The organism is Cohnella ginsengisoli (assembly GCF_029525555.1).
In the GTDB taxonomy this organism is placed as follows: Bacteria; Bacillota; Bacilli; order Paenibacillales; family Paenibacillaceae; genus Cohnella; species Cohnella ginsengisoli.
Genome location: NZ_JAPDHZ010000002.1, coordinates 1,298,866 through 1,317,803 on the forward strand (window position 1 = coordinate 1,298,866; position 18,938 = coordinate 1,317,803).

The window sequence follows — 18,938 nt, forward strand, 5'->3', positions numbered from 1 at the left end:
TCGCGCGGCCGTGCCGTCCGCGACAGAGAAAAGGGAGGTCGCCCTCCCTCCTCGTCACTTGACGACAGCGTTGTCCTGCAGCAGCTTGTCGCCCTGCTGCTGCGCTTTTTTCAACGTATCCTCCGCGCTCTGCTTGCTTTGCTGGAACAGCTGCACGTTCGGGATAAGCGCGTCGCCTTCCATGACGGAGTAGCCCGGGTGCGTCGGACGGATCTTCGCGATCTCCAGCGTCTCGAGGAACGGCTTCCAGAACGGATCGTCCTGGAAGAACGCGTCCTCGATCGCCGGCTTGAAGCCGGGAATGTTCAAGCTCGTCTTGGCCCACAGGAGCGCGTTGTCCTTGTTCGCCGTCCACCACTTGATGAATTCCCACGCCTCCTGTTGATGCTTGGAGCCTTCCGGAATGACGAGTCCGAAGCCGCCCATGACGCTTCCCTTGTCTCCGTTCGGTCCGGCCGGCGGCGGCACGACGCCGAAGTCGAGGTCTTTGCCGTATTTCTTGTAAGTGGTCAGCATCCAAGGCCCATTGTAGGTCATGGCGAGCTTGCCAGTCGCAAACGCGTCGGTCGATTCGCCGAGGCCTTGCTCGAAGCCGATTTTGTACACTTTGTCTTGGTTCAGCAGACGATCCCAATAGTCGAGCACGGCTTTGCCCTTGTCGTTGTTGAAGTTGGTCTTGCCGTCGTCGGTCAGCATCGTGCCGCCCGCCTGCTGCAGATACATATTGAACAAGCCCGCGTCGCCGAGCGAAAAGCCCGCGACCTGAAGCTTGCTGCCGTTCCACTTCGTCGTCTTGATCGCGGCGTCCTCCAGCTCCTGCCAGTTCGTCGGCGGATTGGCTACGCCCGCGTCGGCGAGCAGCTTCTTGTTGTAGAACAGCGCGCGCGCATCGACGGTGAGCGGCAAGCCGTACAATTGATCTTTGTAAGTCAGTTCCTTCAGGGCTTCGCCGTAGAAGTCGTCTTTGCTGACGCCGTCCTTGGCCAGGAATTCGTCCAGCGGATGCAGCACGTTTTTCGGCGCGTAGAGCGACGTGCGCCAGCGGTCCCAGAACAGGATGTCGGGCGAGCCGCCGGAGGTGGCCGCGGTCAGAAACTTCGTAATCATATCCTGCTGGAGAACATACTTCACCTTGATGCGGTCTTGGGATTTATTGAAGGCGTCGACCATCGTCTCGAACTGCTTCTGGCCTTCGCCGCTCCAGTCGCCCCAGAAGGTCAGCTCGACGGGTTTGCCCGAGGACTTGCCGGCAGGCTCGCTATCGGAAGGAGCTGCGGAAGAGGAAGAGGAAGGGTTGGCGCTGGCGTTGCCGTTGCCGGACGAGCCGCCGCTGCAGCCTGCGAGCGCTGCGGCGGAGATGCTTGCGATAGCCATAAGCGAGATCCATTTTTTCATGCGTGAAGCCTCCCTTTTTTTGATCTTCGGACTTGCTATCTCAATACGAGGATGTATTCCCCGTCTGAAACCTGTGGCCGCTAAGCGCGTACCTCGCGATCGTGCACGGCGACGCGAATGCCGCAATAGTCCATGAGCAGCTCGCAAAACATCATGTTCGCCCAGGAGAACCAGGGCCTGGAATAGACCGTCGGATCGTCCGCCGAAAAACCTTCGTGCATCATCTCCGTGCCGGCGTCGGTGTCGGCCATGAGGAGCAGCAGCCGCAGCTTTTCCGTCCGGTCGGTCGCGGTGAGACCCTGCATCGCGAGCGCGATAGGCCAGACATAGCCTTCCGGCGTATGCGGGCTGCCGATGCCCCGGGCCGCTGTTCCCTCATAATAATAAGGATTGGCGGAGCTCAGGACGAATCGGCGCGTATTCGCGTAGACCGGGTCCTCGGCGGAGACGTAGCCGAGATACGGGATGGACAGCAGGCTCGGCACGTTGGCGTCGTCCATCAAGCCATGCGCGCCCAAGCCGTCCGTCTCGTAGGCGAAAATGCGGCCGTGCTGCGGATGCTCCACGATCGCGTGCGCGCGGATGCCTTCGTCGATCTCGCTCAGCAGCGCATCGGCTTCTTCGGCCAGCCGCTCGTCGCCGAGCACCTCTCTCGCCATCTCCGCGAGCTGCCGAAGCGCGACGACCGCGAACATATTCGCCGGCACCAGATAGCCGTACGCGCAGGCGTCGTCGCTCGGACGGAAGCCGGACCAGGTCATCCCGGTGTAGCCGACTGGCGCGCCCCGGCCGTCCCGGGTCAACGTATCGGTCGGCGGACAATCGGTCCGTTCGAAGCGATACGGGGATTGCGATTCGTGATGCTGCTCCGTGCGCCAGACCGCGAGAATCCGTCTGGCCGCCTCCGCGAACGACGGCGTGAGATGGGCGGTCCGACCGGTGTTTTTCCATTGCAGGTAGGCCAGTTGGACCGGGTAGCAGAGCGAGTCGATCTCGTACTTGCGCTCCCACAGCCACGGGCTCATCTCGGTGCGGTCGTCCTGATGCCCCTTGCCCGTCGGACCGTCATTGAACGCATTCGCATAAGGATCCTGCAGGATGCAGTCCATCTGCCTGCGGACGAGCCCTTCGATCATGTCGGCAAGCTCGGGGGCCTCGGCGGCGAGCGCGAGGAACGGCCGAACCTGCGCGGCCGAGTCCCGCAGCCACATCGCGGGGATGTCGCCGGTGATGACAAAGGTCGTGCCGTCCTCCATCCGCCGAACCGTCGTCTGCAGCGTGTTCAGCAGCGCATTTTGAAAGATGCGGGCCAGCTTCGGATGGGCTTGCGTCGCGGCTGCGACGCGGTCTACCATTTTTGTAAGCGCTTGCTTTGTGGCGGGCGATAACTCCATCTGCCAGCCTCCTCTCTCGTTGTCGTCAAGCATTCGTCTCGTCCGCGCGGATACTGGAAGCGGGAAGCGCGGCGGCCATCTCGAGCAGCATCAGCCCGCTCAGCTGGGCGCAGAGCTGGACCTTCGGCTCCACCGGCGCCGTCCAAGAACGGCTGATGAGGCCCCTCTCGCTGCGCCCGGTATCCCACAGCGCGTTCGCGTTGCGCAGCAGCAGCTCTCGGATGTCGCGTCGTTCCGGGCGAAGCTTCAGAAGCTCGTGCAGGTAGCGGACGAAGATGCCTTTGAACAGTCCGCAGTCGTCCTCTCCCTCGTTCGGGAGGAGCCCGGTATCCGGCTGCGCGAACCGCTCGATCGCGGTGTCGGCCGTACGCGCGGCGTCGTGCAGGTAGTCCGGGTTCCCGGTGCAGCGATACAGCTCCAGACCCGCTCCGATAAACACGCCCTGGCAGTATGTATAATGCCAGTCGTAGTCGATCTTCCCGTCGCCGAGCCGGTTCATGCCGTCCCAGACGAAGCCGGTAGCGGGATCGACGAGATTGGCTTTGGTCCATTCGTAGATCCGCACGGCCCAAGCCAGATCCGCCGGATCTTCGAAGCGCTGGTAGAGGCGGGCGGCCAGGATCGCCGCCGGGGCGTTGGCCGGCGTGTTTTTGTAATCCAGCTGATCCTTTTTCCATGCCATGCCGCCGCCCATATGTCCGTTCCAGGCGGTCCGAATGCTCGACCAGAGCACGCCGGCGTCCGTTCGGTACCGCTCCTGCCTGGTCGCGTCGTACACGCGGAGCAGCGCAAGCGCCATCCATTCCATATCGTCATAGTAATTGTGCAGGAGCGTGCTTCCGTTCAATCGGCGGACGCCTTCGACGACCCGATCGATCCGTGCCAGGTAAGCGGCTTCGCGCGTTCGCTCGTAGCCGTCCGCGAGCGCGTCGACGACATGCGCATGCCACCAGTAGATAAAATGATCGTTGCAATCCGGTTCGAACGGGGCCAGTTGGTTCATGATCCCGAGCTTCTCGTTCCAAAAGTTGTATAGCAGCTCTTCCTGGGCGGCCTCGGCGCGGGCTTGCCGCTGTCCGACCGTCGTATCCTCGATTGGGAGCCTCCTATCCTTCATGCTCCTTTATCCCTCCTTGCCTTTTGAAACGCTTACAAAATCGAGTATAATATCATACAAATAATATGTCAATATATATTATGATCAAAAAAATAATTTAGAATTTATATCAATATATTAATATCGTAAATCAAATAGGCGCTCTCTTGTACATAAACGCAAAAACCAGCTAATGTTTGTCAACCCTATGTGGTTGGATTGCGGCATCGTTATTGCTATACTGTTTTTGAACTAACACAAAGAAGCCTCCGTTGGCGCGGATACTTCTGGGTGAATATGGAATTTAGGCTTTGTAGGGCTCGCCTTTTACGAGGATGGCATGGACGTGATGCAAAAGCTTGTTGGCGCAAGCGATCACGACTACCTTGTAGGGCTTGCCCTCTTTCCTTTTCTTGTCGTAATAGGCTTTTAGCCGTTCGTTTACACCCTTTCTAAGCCCGCACTGCACAGCGACATACAGCGCTCTGCGTAAGCGTTTGGAACCCCTTTTCGAAATACGGCTGCTGCTGGCCGTGAACTTCCCCGAGCTGTGCACACCTGGATCAAGACCCGCATAGGCGACAAGTTTCTTGGGGTCCTTAAATTGAGCCGCATCCCCGATCTCCGCCGCAATGGCAGCCGCAAGTTTATCCCCCACGCCGGGAATCGTCTTCAGCAGCTCCACTTCCGGAAGCGTCAGCGCCGTCTCCTCGATGGCATTCTCAAGTTGGCGAAGCTGTTCTTGCTGAGCGAGTATCGTTTCCACCATACATAGCAGAGCTGTCTGCTGCGCTTTGCTTGACTGGCTCAGAGGAGGCAAAGCTTGTATTTGCTCTGCTTTTGCCTGCACCCATGCTTTTCCGTGTGAAGAGCCGGCTGTTTCCCGAATCGTTTCAACCGTGATGGTGCCACCGCTTAACCTATAGCGTAGGACATGTAAAGAGGTTGAGGAGAACAGGTTATAGAAAACGTCCTCGTAAGCTGGACATACCTGGTCAAGCAGGGCCCTGGCATTCAGTTTGGCTTGAACGAGCAGAGACGTCATAAACTCGTGCTGCCGCGTCAGATGTTGCAGTTCTGTCATCTCCTCGTTCCATGCTCGGTGCGGCTTAACATCCCCGCGGTAGAACATCTCGGCCAGATGCCAGGCATCCACCGCGTCCGTCTTCACCTTTCGCAGCTGTGTCCCCTTGGCACGTTTGGATTGCAGAGGATTCACGATGTAGTGGCAATATCCTTCACGTTCCAAATAGGCAACCAGACTGCGATGGTAATGCCCCGTCGCTTCCAACACCACCGCAGGCTCCAGCTTCGTTATCTGTCGTAATTCCTCCAGCAAGCCTCCTAATCGCTCGCACCCTTCCTCCGTATGCGTGATGCTGATAATCTTACTGTACGGCTTGTTCCGATCCGTAAACGCTTGGAGCATGCTTGTCCCTTTCGCCACATCCACTCCGACAACCGGTCTCATGTCATCTCCTCCTACAATCGTAGCCGGCATTCCCACGATGGTTCCAATCCCACAGCTTCGCTTGTGATGCGAGGTCCAAATGCCTCAACCAGCTCAAACATGGTCATTGGGGGTAGTGGGAGAACAGTTTTTGCGACGGGGTAAAACTCCCAAAAACGCCCTCGTTCTCCCGGCTACCGCCATCTTAAACCGGCCATGTAAAAAAGGCCAACCAGAAATTCTGGCTGACCTGATAATACGAAAAACGCCAGGCACGGTCTTCCTGACGATTGTTTGTTTGCATTCGGTTGGCGTTGCTCGCCTGCAGCCCTTGTTTTGCTAAAGCTGCCCGATCCGGGATGGCGACGGCACAGCCGTGGATTTGCCTACGATCAGCTCCGCCTCGAGCGTGATTTTGGGCGGAACCGTCTTGCCGTCGCGCAGCTGCAGCACGTTTTCGAAGGCCGCGCGCCCCATTTCTTCTTGGTTTTGGCGCAGGTGCGTGAAGGAGAACCCGCTGCCGTTGTCCGGACAATCGAAGCAGATGATCGACAAGTCCTGCGGCACGTCCAAGCCCAGCTGCCTGGCCGCTTCTCTGACGAGCAGGGCAATATTGTACTCCATCGCGAAGAAGGCGGAGATCTCCGGGTGATCGAGGAGATGCCGCTTGATCTTCTCGATATCCCGCGCTTTATTCTCGTCCGTATAGGCGCTCGGAAGCGTAGAGGTGACGCTGAGCCAGAGCTCGCGGTCGACGACGATCCCTTTCTCCGCGTGCGCTTGCACGTATCCCTCGATCCTGTCCTCGACCGCCGTCGTATCCGCCGGAGGGGGGAGTGATGATCGCCACGCGCTTGTGCCCCAACTCGAACAAATAATCCACGCCGCGCTTCGCGCCGGCCGCGTTGTCCGTGCTGATGGACCCCGCGGAGATCCCCTTCAGGTGCCGGTCGACGAGCACGAACGGGAACTTGTCGATGACGAGCTTCAGAATTTCCGCGTTAAAATACTCTCCCTGCGCCGGAAAGATGATCAGCCCGTCTACGCCGAGCTCCAGCATGCTCTGGATCGCTTTCTCCTCGAGAGACGGGATACCGAACGAGCGGCGCAGAACGAGAAACGCATCATGCTTCCTGGACGCTTCCTCCATCCCATAGACGAGGCCCGTGCCGTAGCTGTCGCTGAAGTCGGTCATGACCAGCCCGATCATCGGCCTTGCGCCCGGCAACCCGCCGCGCGAGCCGCCTTTGCCCGGCGAGGCCGCAGCCGCCTCGGCCTTCGAAGCCGGATCCGCTACGAACGAGCCGCGCCCCGGACGCCGGACGATCAGTCCGCCATCGGCGAGCATTTCCAGCGCCTTCTTGCTCGTGATGCGGCTGACGTTGTACGCATCCGCCAGCTCCTTCTCCGATGGCACGCGGTCTCCGACCTGATAAAGTCCCGACCGAATCTCCTCCCGGAGCTTTTCGTATATTTGCTCATACATGGAGCTCGACATGGTTCCTTCCCCTTTCCGGCAATGCCTCAACACCTTATATATAACAATATATCATGATATATAAATCTTGTGAAGGACATGCGGACCGAAAAAGCCGACCGGAGAAGCGGCCATAAAAAAATAGACTCGACCCTCGCGAGCGCGCTTAGAAAATCGTCGGAATCATGCCCCCGTCCATCCGAATGGGCGATCCCTTAAACGCGGACGCGTAAGGGCTGCATACGAAGGCGGCGAGCCTGCCGATCTCCATCGGTTGGATAAACCGGCGAATTTCGGATTGCGGAAGATTCGCGGCCATAAACTTCTTTTCCTTTTCGGAAAATGACAGATTCTCTTCCGGATACATGCCAGCTATGATCTGATGCACCTTTTCGGAGAGCGTCGGCCCCGGCATAATCGTGTTTACCGTGACCTCGGTTCCGATCGTCAATTTGGACAAGCTTTTCGCCAGCGACAGCAGCATCGATTTGGTCATCGCATACTGCGGCATCTGGCTCGACGGCATGACCGCCTCTTCGCTCGCGATGAAGATCACGCGACCGTACGTCTTCTCTAGCATTTTGGGCAAGTAAAAACGGATCAAGGCGTTGGCGGCGAGCACGTTCGTGCGAAAGTATGTCTCCCATACTTCGTCGTTGACGTCTTCATATCGCATGAGCTCGTAAATCCCCATGTTGTTGACCAGGATGTCGATGTCGGGGTGTTTTTCGAACAGCGCTTCTCTTTGTTCCTTGTCGGTCAGGTCGGCCGCGGCGCTTCGAGGCGCGGTCGAAGGGAATCGCATCTTGAACTCGTTGACGGTCCGTTCTACCTCCTCGCGCTCGCGTCCGTTCACGAGCACGTCCACGCCTTCCTGGGCCAGCTCGATTGCGATGGCTTTCCCGATTCCTTTCGTCGATCCTGTCACCAACGCGGTTTTATGGTTTAATCCCAATTCCATGCTGTCAATCTCCTTTTCAATCAGTCGTCGATCTATCGGGCATGCCGGCGGACCGGGCAACCCTGATCTTACCTCGCCGGGGCTGTCAGGTAACTAGCGGGCGACGCCAACATGCTTGCCGGACGCGCCAAAGTTATCATTCGGATGCATGGTGCGCGACTGAATGCTCGGCGCGCCAACTGGTAGGCGTCCTCCCCCTCCCAAAGGCGGAAGGCGCGAAAAAGGAGTTCTGGTCCTTATAGCCGATCAAAAAAAGCGACTTCCTTCATGCTGAGCGACGGGTCGGACAGATAGGCGCAGGCCTGCTCGCGCCTGGCTTGCGCCAGCAATTGCTTGAAGCCCGTGCCCTCGCCCTCAAGCCGGCGCTGCAGCGTACGATCGCTCACCCCCAGCGACTTCGAGACGGCTCGTACGTCAAGGCGCCCGCCTGCGAGACTGCGCTTCACTGCTTGCTTGACTTCTTCCGTCATGGAGCGGCCGCTAAGCCGTTCGTCCAGCGAACGGTCCAAGGCGGGCGTCAGCAGCTGAACCATCTCTTCATTAAAAGAAACGAAGCGGCGGTCCAGGTCGCTCCGCCGCAGCGTCAAACGGTCGCGCTTCGCGCCGATCCGGACCGGACAGCCGAAGTAAGCTTCAAGCGTCCGCACATCGCCCATCGGCTGCGCGAATTCGACGCGCTGCGCCGTTAACCGCAGCCCCGTGCCCCGGCGCCCGAGCTCAAGCAGATAGGCCAAGGTCACGCCGGTCAATACCGGCGGACCGGCAAGCCCCGCGTCCGACCAGGCCAGGTCGATCGTGCAGCGCTGGCCTTCCTCACGAAGGGTTAGACGCTCGGGCGGACACATCCGTTTGTATCGAACGGTTCGATGCAGCGCATCGCGGTAATCGCTCGCGTGGTAAGTGGCCAGCACGGAAGGCGGGTACTGCGCGGTTTCAAAAGCGGACGCCAACTCTACGATCCCTTTGGCCGCGTCGCCGGCGAGATCGGCATACGCCTGCCAGATGGCGAAGTATTGGCCGGCCGTAATGGCCGGCTCGTCTATGAGGGCAATCGGCAAACCCGCTCGTACGGCGACGTCGCGGCCCGGGATGCCTAGTCTGCGCAGCGCGTTCCAAAATCCCGGTGCCATCTTAATCAAATCGGAAGTTTGAGCAATCATCGTCAGGTCTCCTTTGGCTGCGATGGGACAAATTATAGTCCTTTCCCGCTGTCGCCGCCAAGACGCAAAAATCCGCCACGAGACGCCAAGAATGTACGCGTTCACAACTTCGCAATACGTTACCCATTGTGCAACATTGCCCTTTAGGCAATAATATAGTTAAGAAACGAGGTGTACGAATAAAGACGATATGATGATCAAACAAAGCTTACGCGACCTGAAAAAAGAAGCGACCGCGCACGCGTTGGCGGATGCGGCCTACGAGCTCGCGCTAGAGCGCGGGCTGGACGGCTTCGTGGTCGACGACATCGCGCAGCGGGCCGGCTATTCCAGGCGGACGTTCGCTAATCACTTTTCCTGCAAGGAAGAAGCCGTCGTCATGTCTACCGTCGCCTTCAAGGAAAACCACGAGCCGGAACAGCTGCTTGCCGCCATACCGGCGGACGCCACTCCGCTCGATACGCTGCAGCATTTGCTGAAAATGCGGCTGACGGCGGAGCTGTTCCGAAAGCTTCGCACGCTCGTGAACATGTCCAAGCAAGCGCCCACCCTCGAGCCGTACATTCTCATCGTGCTTCGCAAGCTGCAGTTCGAAGCGCAGTCGATCCTGAGCGAATTGTCCCGCGGACGCCATCCGGAGAGCTACGCCCATCTGCTCGCAGGCGCGACCTATGGCGTGATGCTGCCGCTCATCGACGGCAGCCTGAACGTGCTCCTGCCGGGCGAACCCGCTGCCGAATTCGCCGAAGCGATGACGTTCGAGCAATACTTGGATACGGCTTTCAGCTACTTGCGCCAAGGCTTCTGATTCGGTTTTTCGCACAGATTTTTTATAGATAAAGGAGAGAATCCCCCCGTTATGTCGACATTCCTGTACAAATTGGGCAAGACCGCCTACGGCAAGCCGTGGCCATTCATCGCCGGGTGGGCCGTCATCCTCGCCGTCGTCCTCGCCCTGCTCGGCGTGAACGGCATCCATGTCAGCTCCGAGATGAAAATCGAGGGTACGGAGTCGCAAAAGGTGCTGGACCAGCTGGCCAAGGAGCTGCCGGCGGCTTCCGGCGGCCAAGCCAGCATCGTGTTCACCGCGCCGAAGGGCGAGCGCCTCGATACCGCAGACCGCGCGGCGTTGATTCAAAAAGCGGTGAACGACGTCTACAAGAATGAATACGTCATCAACCCGGCGGAGCTGGCCCAACAGGCGGCCGCTGCCGCTTCGGCGGACTCGGGCCAGGCGGACGGTCAAGCAGCGGACGGTCAGGCAAGCGGCCAGGCGGAAGGCAACGCAGCTGCAGGCGCGACCCAAGCTAGCGGGACCGGCCAAGCCGCAGCCGCCGCGGCCCCTTACGGGCCGATGATGATCGACGGCGCGCCGGTGCCCGGCGTCCTGATCGCCGCCGACGGCAGCGTCGCGCTGTTCCAGCTCCAATTCACCGTGCAGCAAACGTCGCTGCCCGAAGAAGTCCCGGATCAAATCATCGAAGCCGCGGAGAGCGTTCAGCAAGGCGGCTCCGGCATCACCGCGCTGCCGAGCGATTCGCTGAAGAGCAAGCCTGCGATCGGCTCCACCGAAGCGGTAGGCATCGTCGTCGCGGCCGTCGTGCTGCTCATGACGCTCGGCTCGGTCGTCGCGGCCGGCCTGCCGCTCCTGATCGCCATCCTCGGCGTCGGGATCAGCGTCGGCGCAGCCTTCGCATTTTCCAAATTCATCACGATGACCGACATTACGCCGGTGCTCGCGCTCATGGTCGGACTCGCGGTCGGCATCGACTACGCGCTGTTCATCGTCAACCGGCAGCGACGAATGATCATCGACCAGGGGCTCAGCGCTCGCGAAGCCGCCAGCCGGGCGATCGGCACGGCCGGCAGCGCCGTCTTTTTCGCCGGGCTGACCGTCATCATCGCCCTGTGCGGCATGCTCGTCATCGGCATCACGTTCCTGTCGGCCATGGCGCTGGTCGCTGCCGCGACCGTCCTCGTGAACGTGCTGATCGCCCTTACCCTGCTGCCTGCGCTGCTCGGCCTCATCGGCGAACGCATCTGTTCGGCCAAGGCCCGCGCGAAAAAAGCGGCTTCCGAAAAGCACGGATTGGCGCACGCCTGGGTCAAGGGCATCGTGAAGGTACGCTGGCTCGTCGTCGTCCTCGTCATCGTCGTCCTCGGCTTCGCCGCGATTCCGGTCGCCGAGATGAAGATGGGCATCCCGTCGGGCGCGACGGCGAACCTGGACACGGGTGCCCGGCAGAGCTACGACGCGATCTCCGCAGGCTTCGGCGAAGGCTACAACGGTCCGCTCCTGCTCGTCGCCGAGCCGCGCGCCGAATCGGGCAAGATCACGATGGAGACGCTGGGCGCGATCGTCCAAGGCCTCCAGCAGCAAGAAGGCGTCGCGATCGTCTCGCCGATGGGCGTGAACGAAACCGGCGATATCGGCATCATCAGCCTGATCCCGACGACCGGTCCGACCGACGACGCGACCAAGAATCTCGTGCAGGCGCTCCGCGCCGCGGATTCGCCGATCGCGCAGGCCAGCGACGTCAAAATCGGCGTCACGGGCTTCACCGCCATCAACATCGACATGTCCGCCAAGCTGGCGGAGGCTTTCCCGGTCTACATCGTCATCATCGTAATACTGTCGCTGATCATCCTGCTGCTCGTCTTCCGGTCGATCATCGTGCCGATCAAAGCGACGGTCGGCTTCCTGCTCAGCGTGCTCGCCACGTTCGGCATCACGACGGCCGTCTACCAGTGGGGATGGCTTCACGCGCTGTTCGGCTTCGACACCGGCGGACCGCTGCTCAGCTTCATGCCGATTCTGGTGACCGGCATTTTGTACGGCCTGGCGATGGACTACCAGGTATTCCTCGTCAGCTCGATGCGCGAATCCTACGTTCACGGCCATAAAGGAACCGACGGCGTCGTGCATGGTTACGAGCAGGCAAGCCGCGTCGTGGTCGCTGCCGCCGTCATCATGGTATCCGTATTCGCCGGCTTTATATTCGCGCCCGATATCATGATCAAGCAGATCGGCTTCGCGCTCGCGGTCGGCATTCTGGTCGACGCCTTCATCGTCCGCATGGCGCTCGTCCCAGCGGTCATGGCGATCTTCGGCAACGCCGCCTGGCGCTTGCCCAAGTGGCTCGACCGCATCCTCCCGAATTTGGACGTCGAAGGAGACAAGCTGCTCGCGCAGCTGAAAGCCCGCGGCGAAAACTGAATCGCCGCCCCTGCGCAAACGTCAATGACCGCTTGCGGCCTTTACTGGCTGCAGGCGGTTTTTTGACCGTTATTTTCATGGACGTTTCCGGCATAGATCGCCGCCGCAACCGGAAACCTATTTACGCGGTTCCATTTCAAGATCGGGAGGTGCAACACATGCCGAACAACAAGCAAAACGGAACGACCCGCAAAGGCGCAAACGTGCAAGCGAACAAAGTTCCGGCTTCGTCCCAAAGCGATACGGAATTCGCGTCCGAGCAATCCCCGGGCACCGGTTCCGTAACGAAGCTGCCTAGCCGCAAAGGCTAAAGCGCGCACGCTTCGGCGCGCTGCAGCCGGGCCGGTCGTTCCGAACCGGGCGACCGCGGCGTCCATGACCTCCCGTTTAGCATCGATCAAGCATTAACCGTACGAATAGGGCTGCCCCGAACCGGGACAGCCCTTTCTCTCGTTTGCGCGCTGCGCATATTACCTCCCTTCACTTCGGAATTGCCGTCGCAGTCTTGTTCCTGTTCGCTTATACCGGACGCAAAGCGATGCTGGACCAAGGCCGAAGAAGCGAATCTGCCGGCTTCTTCGCGCTGGACGCCTGGAGCGCCTACATGGGTCTGGCCAACTTGTACGAATGGCCCGGCTTGACGCTGGTCAGCCTTCAACAATCCGTGATCAATCCGGCCGGCCATTGGCTCTGCATTTGATTTATTACCAGTGACGTCGGCGCATTAATCCCCTACGGTTCGCAATTTCCGGAGAATCTCCAGCAGCATCACGTGGAGACTGACCCACGCGCCCCCGAACACATATCCGGCGAAGACGTCGCTCGGGTATTGCACCCCGAAATAGATCCGGCTGACGCCCACAGCCAGGCAGATCAGAATCACGCCCAGAATAAGGGGAACTCGGATATAACGAAAGTGGTAATAACGCAGAAGCAGGAAAGCCGAAAAACCGCAAACCGTCAAGGAGATCAGCGTTTCCTCGCTGGGAAACGTATTGAAAAGCTGTACGCCTGCCGCAACGGGTCCGGGGCGATGGAAGACCGCGCGCAAAATCTCGTCAAGGAGCTCCGCCCCGACGACGACCCATACCAGGAAAGTCAGGTCCAGCCTTCGCTCCTTGCTGTGCAGCATGATCCAAAGCGCGGAGAGCACAAGCACGGGGCCATACAAATAAAGCGTGCCGAGCTTCTCGAAGGCGTGCATCCATCCGCTCCAACCGGGACCGAAGGAAGCCGTGACCAGAAACGAGGCGATCTCGTCGAACTGTCCGAATTCCTGAGCCAAAAAAATCCTGAATCACGCCCAGCATCAGCGAGAAAAACAGGACGAACAAGGCAAAAGAAGCCAACAGCAGCAACCGAACCTTGCCGAACGAATGAAAGCGGCGCACCCCTTGCGTCAGCAGCTGCATTAGCGCATCGACAACTTGCTGCTTGTACTTCCTGTATACGTAAATCAAGCCTGTCACAATGGCCGAGGCGATGCCGAAAATAATCATGTAACGGTTGACCGTCGAGTGATACAACTCCCACTTCGGCCCCAGCACCTTGCCCAGGGAGATGAACAGACCCACCCAGAAAATCGCGCCGGTATACGCAAACAGCGCATAACGCCGGAAAGGCATCCGGGTAACGCCGCAAAAATAACCGGTAACATGGCGGACGCCGGGAATAAAATACGCGATGAAAAGCAGCTTGGCTCCATACTTTTCAAACCAAAGGGTCAGCTTGTCGATGCGTGATTCCGTCAGATGGAACCGATGCCCGTGCCGAACGATAAACGGCCTGCCCAGCCGATATCCGATCCAATAGGAGAGCGTCACGCCCGTCAAGACGCCCGAGCCGGCCGATACGATGCTGAACAGCCAGCCCAGCTTTTGTTCATAAACGAAGAGCCCGATGTAGCTCATCATCATCTCGCCGGGAAGCGGCAGCGCGAGCATCTCCAGGCACAGGAACAAGAAGATAAGACCGTATCCGTAGTGCGCAAGCAAGTTTGTCAGCATATCCAACGATAATCGCCTCCCGGATGCGCAAGCGCGGCCAGCTAGTTGGTATCATTCCTACTTAAACCGGCTTTTAGCACGTTGCTTCCTTATCTAACAAATGACTTCAAAATAAAGGCGGTTGTTCGCCGCGAAAAATCTTTTTTCAAAACGACCGGCAAGGGTATACTTGGTGTACGATCACCGGACGAGGAGAACGACGATGACCAAAAACAAAAAAGGACCTCCCCCCGCCTAAAGGCGCTGAGACTCCTGTCTACGCTGTACCGTTTAAAAATCATTCAAATTTTGATACCGCTCGCTATCATCGGACTGATAATATGGGAAGGCCAAGCCGAGTTCCGACGTATAGATTGGGCGGCCACGCTGCATATCATGCGGCGCATCGAGCCGTCCAGGCTGCTCCTGCTCATCGCATCGTCCCTGGTCGCGGTCGCGTCGGTCAACGGCTATGAATTCGTGCTTCGCCGGCACTTTCGGCTTTCCATCGGGCGCTGGACGACTTTTCGCATCGCCTGGATCGCCAATACCTCGAATAGCGTCATCGGATTCGCCGGCGTCGCCGGCGCCGCGCTGCGAACCTACTTGTACCGCAGCCGCGGCCTTTCTGTTCCGACGATAACGGCGTGCATCGCTTTCTTGTCCACCATTACCATCACGGGGATCTCGCTGCTGGCCTGGGGCGGTCTCGGGGGGGCTTTTTCCGATCGATGCCGTGATTCGGACTCATCGCTGGACCTTGTATGCCATCTGGGCGATCGCGCTTTATTTGCCCGGCTATTTGCTGTTTCAACGCACCCCTTTTTTATTCCAAATGGCTGAACCGCGACCTGCCGCGGATGAATCCGTCCACGATCGCCGCATCCGTAATCGTCTCCGTGGCGGAATGGGCTTTAGCCGGCGCGGCGTTCTGGTTGATCGCCTCGACCCTGCTTCCGGATCTTCCCATCCTTACTACGCTCGGCATCTACACCGTCGCTGCCGCGGCCGGACTCGTGAGCTTGGCGCCCGGCGGCATCGGCGGCTTCGATCTGATCGCGCTGTTCGGCTTGCAAGCGCTCGGCTATGCGCCCGAGAATACGGCCGCCGCGCTTGTCCTCTATCGCATCCTCTACTATCTGATTCCTTGGCTCATCGGCCTCGTCATGGGCGTCTTCGAGTTTGCCCAGAACCGGCAGAAGCCGGCGGAGACCGATTCGCGCCAGGTCGAGGACTCGCTCAACGGCTGGCAGCGACTATGGGAATTCCCCGGCCAGCACGCCTGGATATCCGAATTCGGCGTTTGGGCGCTCGGCAAGCTGGTGTTCCTGAGCGGAGCCCTCCTGCTCCTGTCGGCCGCGACGCCGGGCTTGCTCGGTCGGCTTGAGTTCGCCGAGGAGCTGCTGTCCGCGCCGCTCATGCGCCTGTCTCACCAATTGAGCCTCACGATCGGATTGATGCTGATCGTTCTGTCCTGGGGCATCTCCCGCAGAATCAAACGCGCCTACTCATGGACGCTCGGCCTGCTGTGCGCCGGCGCCTTGTTTACCTTCACCAAAGCGTTCGATTTCGAAGAAGCGATCTTTTTGCTTTTTGTCGCGCTTTTGCTCTATTTATCGCGGGACCGCTTCTACCGAATCGGCGCGCCGATCCCTCGGGACCGCTTGGCTGTCTGGGCTGCGACTACCCTTCTCATCGCTTATGTCTACGATATCGTCGCGGCCGGCACCGTGCCCGAATTCGTGCATCGGCTCCCTGACAACCGCTATCTTCACTTGATCCTGAACCCGACCCAACATACCATTGCCGTCGTCACGGGTCTCGGCGTGACTTGGCTGCTCCTGTCGCTCGCGCTCTTGCTGCGACCGAACAAGATAACGACAAGCCGCGCTTCCGCAGAGGAGCTGGAGCGGGTGCGCGACTTTTTGAACGGCGCGCACGGCAACCTGCTCACCCATATGCTTTTCGCAGGGGACAAGCGCTTTTTCTGGGCATGCGACGGCCGCGTTCTCATTCCTTATTCGATCATTCGCAACAAGTTCGCGGTGCTAGGAGACCCGCTCGGCGACCCGGCGCTGATCAGCAGCGGCATTCAGGAATGCCAACGACATGCCGATCTTTACGACCTGGAAGTCGTTTTTTACCAGGTCTCCCCCGCCTATCTGCCGATTTATCACGAAAACGGCTACCGATTTTTTAAATTGGGCGAAGAAGCGCTCGTGAACCTATCGACTTTTTCGCTAACCGGAAAAGCGAATACGAACCTTCGCAATGTGATCAATCGCTTCGAACGCGACGGCTACCGGTTCGAGGTCCTTCAGCCTCCGCATGATCCGCAGACGCTGGAGCGTCTGCGCCGGATCTCGGACGCTTGGCTCAAAGGCCGGCGGGAAAAAGGCTTCTCGCTGGGCTGGTTTGAGCCCGCCTACTTGCAGAAGGCGCCGATCGCGGCGCTGTTGGCGCCGGACGGGCGGGAGATCGCCTTCGCGACGCTTGCGCCAAGCTACGACGGCGGGCGGACGACGTCCATCGATATCATGCGCCATCTGGCGGATACGCCGAACGGGACCATGGACTATTTGTTTCTGCGCCTGATCGAGTGGTCCCGGGATCAGGGCTATTCCGTCTTTAATCTGGGCATGGCCCCTTTGGCCAGCGTCGGCGAAGCGCGGGCCGCCATGCGCGAGGAGAAGCTGGCGAACCGGCTTTACGAATACGGGGGGGCATTGGTACGGCTTTAAGGGGCTGCGCAAATACAAAGAAAAATTTCGCCCGACATGGGAGCCGCGATACCTCGCTTATCCTGCGCGCGTATCGCTGCCCGTTTTGCTGGTCGAATTGATTCTATTGATTGCCCGTCGGCCGGACAAACGCCGAAAGGCCAAGGAAGAGCGATGAGCGCAAACGAGTCGTCGAAATAGAGATAAGAAAAACCCCTTCTTCGAAAAAATCTCGAAGAAGGGGTTGTCGCTTCAGCTTATTCCTTTTCCATCGCTGCCAGCATCCGGAGCAGGACGGCGACCGTTTCCGCGCGTGTCGTCACGTCTTTCGGGAAGAAGCCGTTGCCGCCTTTGCCTTGCATGATGCCCAGCTTCTTCAACTCGGCCGCCGCGCCGACGGCCCAGGCCGGAATGTCGCGATCGTCCGCGAAGCCGGCGGATACCGCTTCAGGCGCCAACTTCAGCGCTCTCGCGAGCATGACGGCCATTTCCGATCTCGTGAGCGGCGCGTCCGGACGGAAGTTGTCGCTGCCGTCTCCCTGGATCAGCCCCATGCTTACGGCTTGCGCAACGGCCGTCCGGGCCCACTGGCCGATCCGGTCCGCGTCCTTGAAGGACAGGTTGGACGCTTCCTTCTGCAGCTTCAGCGCCTTGACCAGCATGACCGCGAATTCGGCGCGCGTCACCGTGCGATCGGGACGGAAAGATCCGTCCGGATAACCTGTAATGATCCCTTTCTTTTCGGCTTCCACGATACTCGCTTGCGCCCAGTGGCCGGCGATGTCCGCGAAGTCGCGGCCGGTCGGCGGAACGTCCGGCTTGTCCGGATTTTCGTTTGGCTCGTCGGGTTTGGCCGGCGGCGTCACGGGCGTTCCTCCGTCCGGATTGCCGCCGTCGGAACGCTCGTTTACGGCGACCTTCACTAGCCCCGTCACGGACGGATGCGCGGTGAGGCTGGCCGTGATCGTCGCCTCTCCCGCTATGGAAGGCGCCGTGAAACGCACGCTGAACCGGCCGTTGCCATCCGTTATCGCTTTGGCCGTCTGCATGCTGCCCGACGAAGCCGCGAGCTCGACCGCCACGCCGGATACCGGCTGACGGTCGCGATCCGTTACGGTGCCCGTCACGGTCGCTTCGTCTCCGATCCATACGGAAGACGGCGTCGCCTGCATCTCGATGCGGGCCGGCACTTGCTCGGCCTTGGCGACGGATACCTTAATCGCGCTCGTCACGTCCGGATACGCCGTCAAGGCTGCCGTAATCGTCGCCTCTCCGGCTGCGGACGGTGCCGTAAACGCCGTGCCGAACCGGCCGTTTTCATCCGTTACCGTCCTGGCGGTCTTGAGGCTTCCCGACGAAGCCGCGAATTCGACCTCTACGCCGGGGACCGGCAGATCGTCGCCGTCGTAGACGACGCCCGAGACGGACGCTTCGCCTCCCGCCGTCACGGAAGACGGCGTCGCCTGAAGCTCGATTCGAACGGGCACTTGCACGTTCTCATGGACGGAAACGGTAATCGTCTCTTTCACGGACGGATCGGCGGTCACGGCTGCCGTAATCGTCGCTTCGCCCGCCGCGGACGGCGCATTGAAGATGGCGCTGAATCCGCCGTTCGCATCCGTGATCGCCGCAGCGGCATCGACGCTGCCCGAAGCTGCGGCAAGCTCGACCGCTACGCCAGGGACCGGCAGATCGTCGCCGTCGTAGACGGTTCCCGTCACGGACACGGCGCCCCCGACCGCTACGGCAGACGGCGTCGCCCGCAGCTCGATTCGAACGGGCACCTGCTCGGCCCGCTTCACGGGCACGACGATCGTTCCCGTCACGTACGGACTCGAAGGCAGGACGACCGAGATCGTCATGTCGCCGGCAACGGACGGCGCCGCGTAAATTTGGCTGAACCCGCCATTTTCGTCCGTGATCGCGCGAAAGGTATCGGCGCTGTCCGGCGCTGCCGAGATCTCGACGGCCACACCGGGCAGCGGCAGCCGATCGCCGTCGTACACGACGCCAGAGACGGATACGCTTTCGCCGACCGTCGCGGAAGTCGGCGTCGCCTGGAGCTCGACCACGGCGGGGATCC

Annotated in this window: 16 protein-coding genes and 1 pseudogene; 6 read left to right on the plus strand and 11 right to left on the minus strand. The window is 59.9% G+C overall.

Going from position 1 to position 18,938, the window contains the following annotated elements; genetic code table 11:
• Positions 1-54: 54 nt before the first annotated feature.
• The 8 genes and pseudogenes from OMP38_RS06335 to OMP38_RS06365 all read right to left on the minus strand — a co-directional run bounded on the left by OMP38_RS06335 (position 55) and on the right by OMP38_RS06365 (position 8,933).
• Positions 55-1,395 (minus strand): ABC transporter substrate-binding protein, encoded by a 1,341-nt coding sequence (locus OMP38_RS06335; protein ID WP_277564332.1) that lies wholly within the window; start codon positions 1,393-1,395, stop codon positions 55-57.
• Between the two features lie 80 nt (positions 1,396-1,475).
• Entirely contained in the window at positions 1,476-2,789 is a 1,314-nt protein-coding gene (locus OMP38_RS06340; protein WP_420869593.1) for a glycoside hydrolase family 125 protein, read from the minus strand.
• A 25-nt stretch (positions 2,790-2,814) separates the two neighbouring features.
• Positions 2,815-3,906: a glycoside hydrolase family 76 protein gene (locus tag OMP38_RS06345; RefSeq protein ID WP_277564333.1), complete on the minus strand. Its 1,092-nt coding sequence runs from the start codon at positions 3,904-3,906 to the stop codon at positions 2,815-2,817.
• 283 nt (positions 3,907-4,189) lie between these two features.
• Entirely contained in the window at positions 4,190-5,356 is a 1,167-nt protein-coding gene (locus tag OMP38_RS06350; RefSeq protein WP_277564334.1) for an IS110 family RNA-guided transposase, read from the minus strand.
• Positions 5,357-5,674: 318 nt separating this feature from the next.
• A complete protein-coding gene (locus OMP38_RS34485; RefSeq protein WP_338130420.1) occupies positions 5,675-6,121 on the minus strand; it encodes a substrate-binding domain-containing protein in 447 nt (148 codons plus the stop codon).
• Positions 6,027-6,833, minus strand: a complete 807-nt coding sequence (locus OMP38_RS34490; protein ID WP_338130421.1) for a GntR family transcriptional regulator — start codon at positions 6,831-6,833, stop codon at positions 6,027-6,029. Before OMP38_RS34490 ends, OMP38_RS34485 begins: the two co-directional genes overlap by 95 nt.
• A gap of 145 nt (positions 6,834-6,978) precedes the next feature.
• On the minus strand, positions 6,979-7,773 hold the full coding sequence (locus tag OMP38_RS06360) for an SDR family NAD(P)-dependent oxidoreductase (RefSeq protein ID WP_277564335.1): 795 nt from the start codon (positions 7,771-7,773) through the stop codon (positions 6,979-6,981).
• Positions 7,774-7,909: 136 nt separating this feature from the next.
• Positions 7,910-8,933, minus strand: a pseudogene (locus tag OMP38_RS06365) (helix-turn-helix transcriptional regulator).
• Positions 8,934-9,123: 190 nt separating this feature from the next.
• Here OMP38_RS06365 and OMP38_RS06370 point away from each other — a divergent pair.
• From OMP38_RS06370 to OMP38_RS06385, 4 genes are all read left to right on the plus strand, one after another.
• Complete coding sequence (locus OMP38_RS06370; protein ID WP_277564336.1) at positions 9,124-9,741, plus strand: TetR/AcrR family transcriptional regulator; 618 nt, start codon at positions 9,124-9,126, stop codon at positions 9,739-9,741.
• A 51-nt stretch (positions 9,742-9,792) separates the two neighbouring features.
• Positions 9,793-12,150, plus strand: coding sequence for an MMPL family transporter (locus OMP38_RS06375; protein WP_277564337.1), 2,358 nt, complete (start codon positions 9,793-9,795; stop codon positions 12,148-12,150).
• A gap of 158 nt (positions 12,151-12,308) precedes the next feature.
• Positions 12,309-12,461, plus strand: coding sequence for a hypothetical protein (locus tag OMP38_RS06380; RefSeq protein WP_277564338.1), 153 nt, complete (start codon positions 12,309-12,311; stop codon positions 12,459-12,461).
• Between the two features lie 227 nt (positions 12,462-12,688).
• A complete protein-coding gene (locus OMP38_RS06385; RefSeq protein ID WP_277564339.1) occupies positions 12,689-12,850 on the plus strand; it encodes a hypothetical protein in 162 nt (53 codons plus the stop codon).
• 24 nt (positions 12,851-12,874) lie between these two features.
• Here OMP38_RS06385 and OMP38_RS06390 read toward each other — a convergent pair whose 3' ends face one another.
• Both OMP38_RS06390 and OMP38_RS06395 read right to left on the minus strand, forming a co-directional pair.
• Positions 12,875-13,282 (minus strand): phosphatase PAP2 family protein, encoded by a 408-nt coding sequence (locus OMP38_RS06390; RefSeq protein ID WP_277564340.1) that lies wholly within the window; start codon positions 13,280-13,282, stop codon positions 12,875-12,877.
• The gene (locus OMP38_RS06395) at positions 13,209-14,156 is read right to left on the minus strand and encodes a DedA family protein (protein ID WP_277565192.1); all 948 of its coding nucleotides are present in this window, start codon (positions 14,154-14,156) and stop codon (positions 13,209-13,211) included. The genes OMP38_RS06390 and OMP38_RS06395 overlap by 74 nt, the downstream gene beginning before the upstream one ends.
• A 375-nt stretch (positions 14,157-14,531) precedes the next feature.
• Between OMP38_RS06395 and OMP38_RS06400 the strand changes: the two genes are divergently transcribed.
• Together OMP38_RS06400 and mprF are read left to right on the plus strand one after the other, a co-directional pair.
• The gene (locus OMP38_RS06400) at positions 14,532-14,978 is read left to right on the plus strand and encodes a hypothetical protein (protein WP_277564341.1); all 447 of its coding nucleotides are present in this window, start codon (positions 14,532-14,534) and stop codon (positions 14,976-14,978) included.
• 17 nt (positions 14,979-14,995) lie between these two features.
• Entirely contained in the window at positions 14,996-16,876 is a 1,881-nt protein-coding gene (gene mprF, locus OMP38_RS06405; protein WP_277564342.1) for a bifunctional lysylphosphatidylglycerol flippase/synthetase MprF, read from the plus strand.
• A 236-nt stretch (positions 16,877-17,112) separates the two neighbouring features.
• On the opposite strand, the gene OMP38_RS34495 is transcribed toward mprF, so the two are convergent.
• Positions 17,113-18,717: an S-layer homology domain-containing protein gene (locus OMP38_RS34495; RefSeq protein WP_338130477.1), complete on the minus strand. Its 1,605-nt coding sequence runs from the start codon at positions 18,715-18,717 to the stop codon at positions 17,113-17,115.
• Positions 18,718-18,938: the final 221 nt, after the last annotated feature.

Excerpts from the sequence above, each read along its gene's own strand:
- OMP38_RS06335 (WP_277564332.1), bottom strand. The coding sequence starts at position 1,395 with ATGAAAAAATGGATCTCGCTTATGGCTATCGCAAGCATCTCCGCCGCA.
- OMP38_RS06340 (WP_420869593.1), bottom strand. The coding sequence starts at position 2,789 with ATGGAGTTATCGCCCGCCACAAAGCAAGCGCTTACAAAAATGGTAGAC.
- OMP38_RS06345 (WP_277564333.1), bottom strand. The coding sequence starts at position 3,906 with ATGAAGGATAGGAGGCTCCCAATCGAGGATACGACGGTCGGACAGCGG.
- OMP38_RS06350 (WP_277564334.1), bottom strand. The coding sequence starts at position 5,356 with ATGAGACCGGTTGTCGGAGTGGATGTGGCGAAAGGGACAAGCATGCTC.
- OMP38_RS34490 (WP_338130421.1), bottom strand. The coding sequence starts at position 6,833 with ATGTCGAGCTCCATGTATGAGCAAATATACGAAAAGCTCCGGGAGGAG.
- OMP38_RS06360 (WP_277564335.1), bottom strand. The coding sequence starts at position 7,773 with ATGGAATTGGGATTAAACCATAAAACCGCGTTGGTGACAGGATCGACG.
- OMP38_RS06370 (WP_277564336.1), top strand. The coding sequence starts at position 9,124 with ATGATGATCAAACAAAGCTTACGCGACCTGAAAAAAGAAGCGACCGCG.
- OMP38_RS06375 (WP_277564337.1), top strand. The coding sequence starts at position 9,793 with ATGTCGACATTCCTGTACAAATTGGGCAAGACCGCCTACGGCAAGCCG.
- OMP38_RS06380 (WP_277564338.1), top strand. The coding sequence starts at position 12,309 with ATGCCGAACAACAAGCAAAACGGAACGACCCGCAAAGGCGCAAACGTG.
- OMP38_RS06385 (WP_277564339.1), top strand. The coding sequence starts at position 12,689 with ATGCTGGACCAAGGCCGAAGAAGCGAATCTGCCGGCTTCTTCGCGCTG.
- OMP38_RS06390 (WP_277564340.1), bottom strand. The coding sequence starts at position 13,282 with ATGCTGCACAGCAAGGAGCGAAGGCTGGACCTGACTTTCCTGGTATGG.
- OMP38_RS06395 (WP_277565192.1), bottom strand. The coding sequence starts at position 14,156 with ATGCTGACAAACTTGCTTGCGCACTACGGATACGGTCTTATCTTCTTG.
- OMP38_RS06400 (WP_277564341.1), top strand. The coding sequence starts at position 14,532 with ATGCGGCGCATCGAGCCGTCCAGGCTGCTCCTGCTCATCGCATCGTCC.
- mprF (WP_277564342.1), top strand. The coding sequence starts at position 14,996 with ATGAATCCGTCCACGATCGCCGCATCCGTAATCGTCTCCGTGGCGGAA.
- OMP38_RS34495 (WP_338130477.1), bottom strand. The coding sequence starts at position 18,717 with ATGACGATCTCGGTCGTCCTGCCTTCGAGTCCGTACGTGACGGGAACG.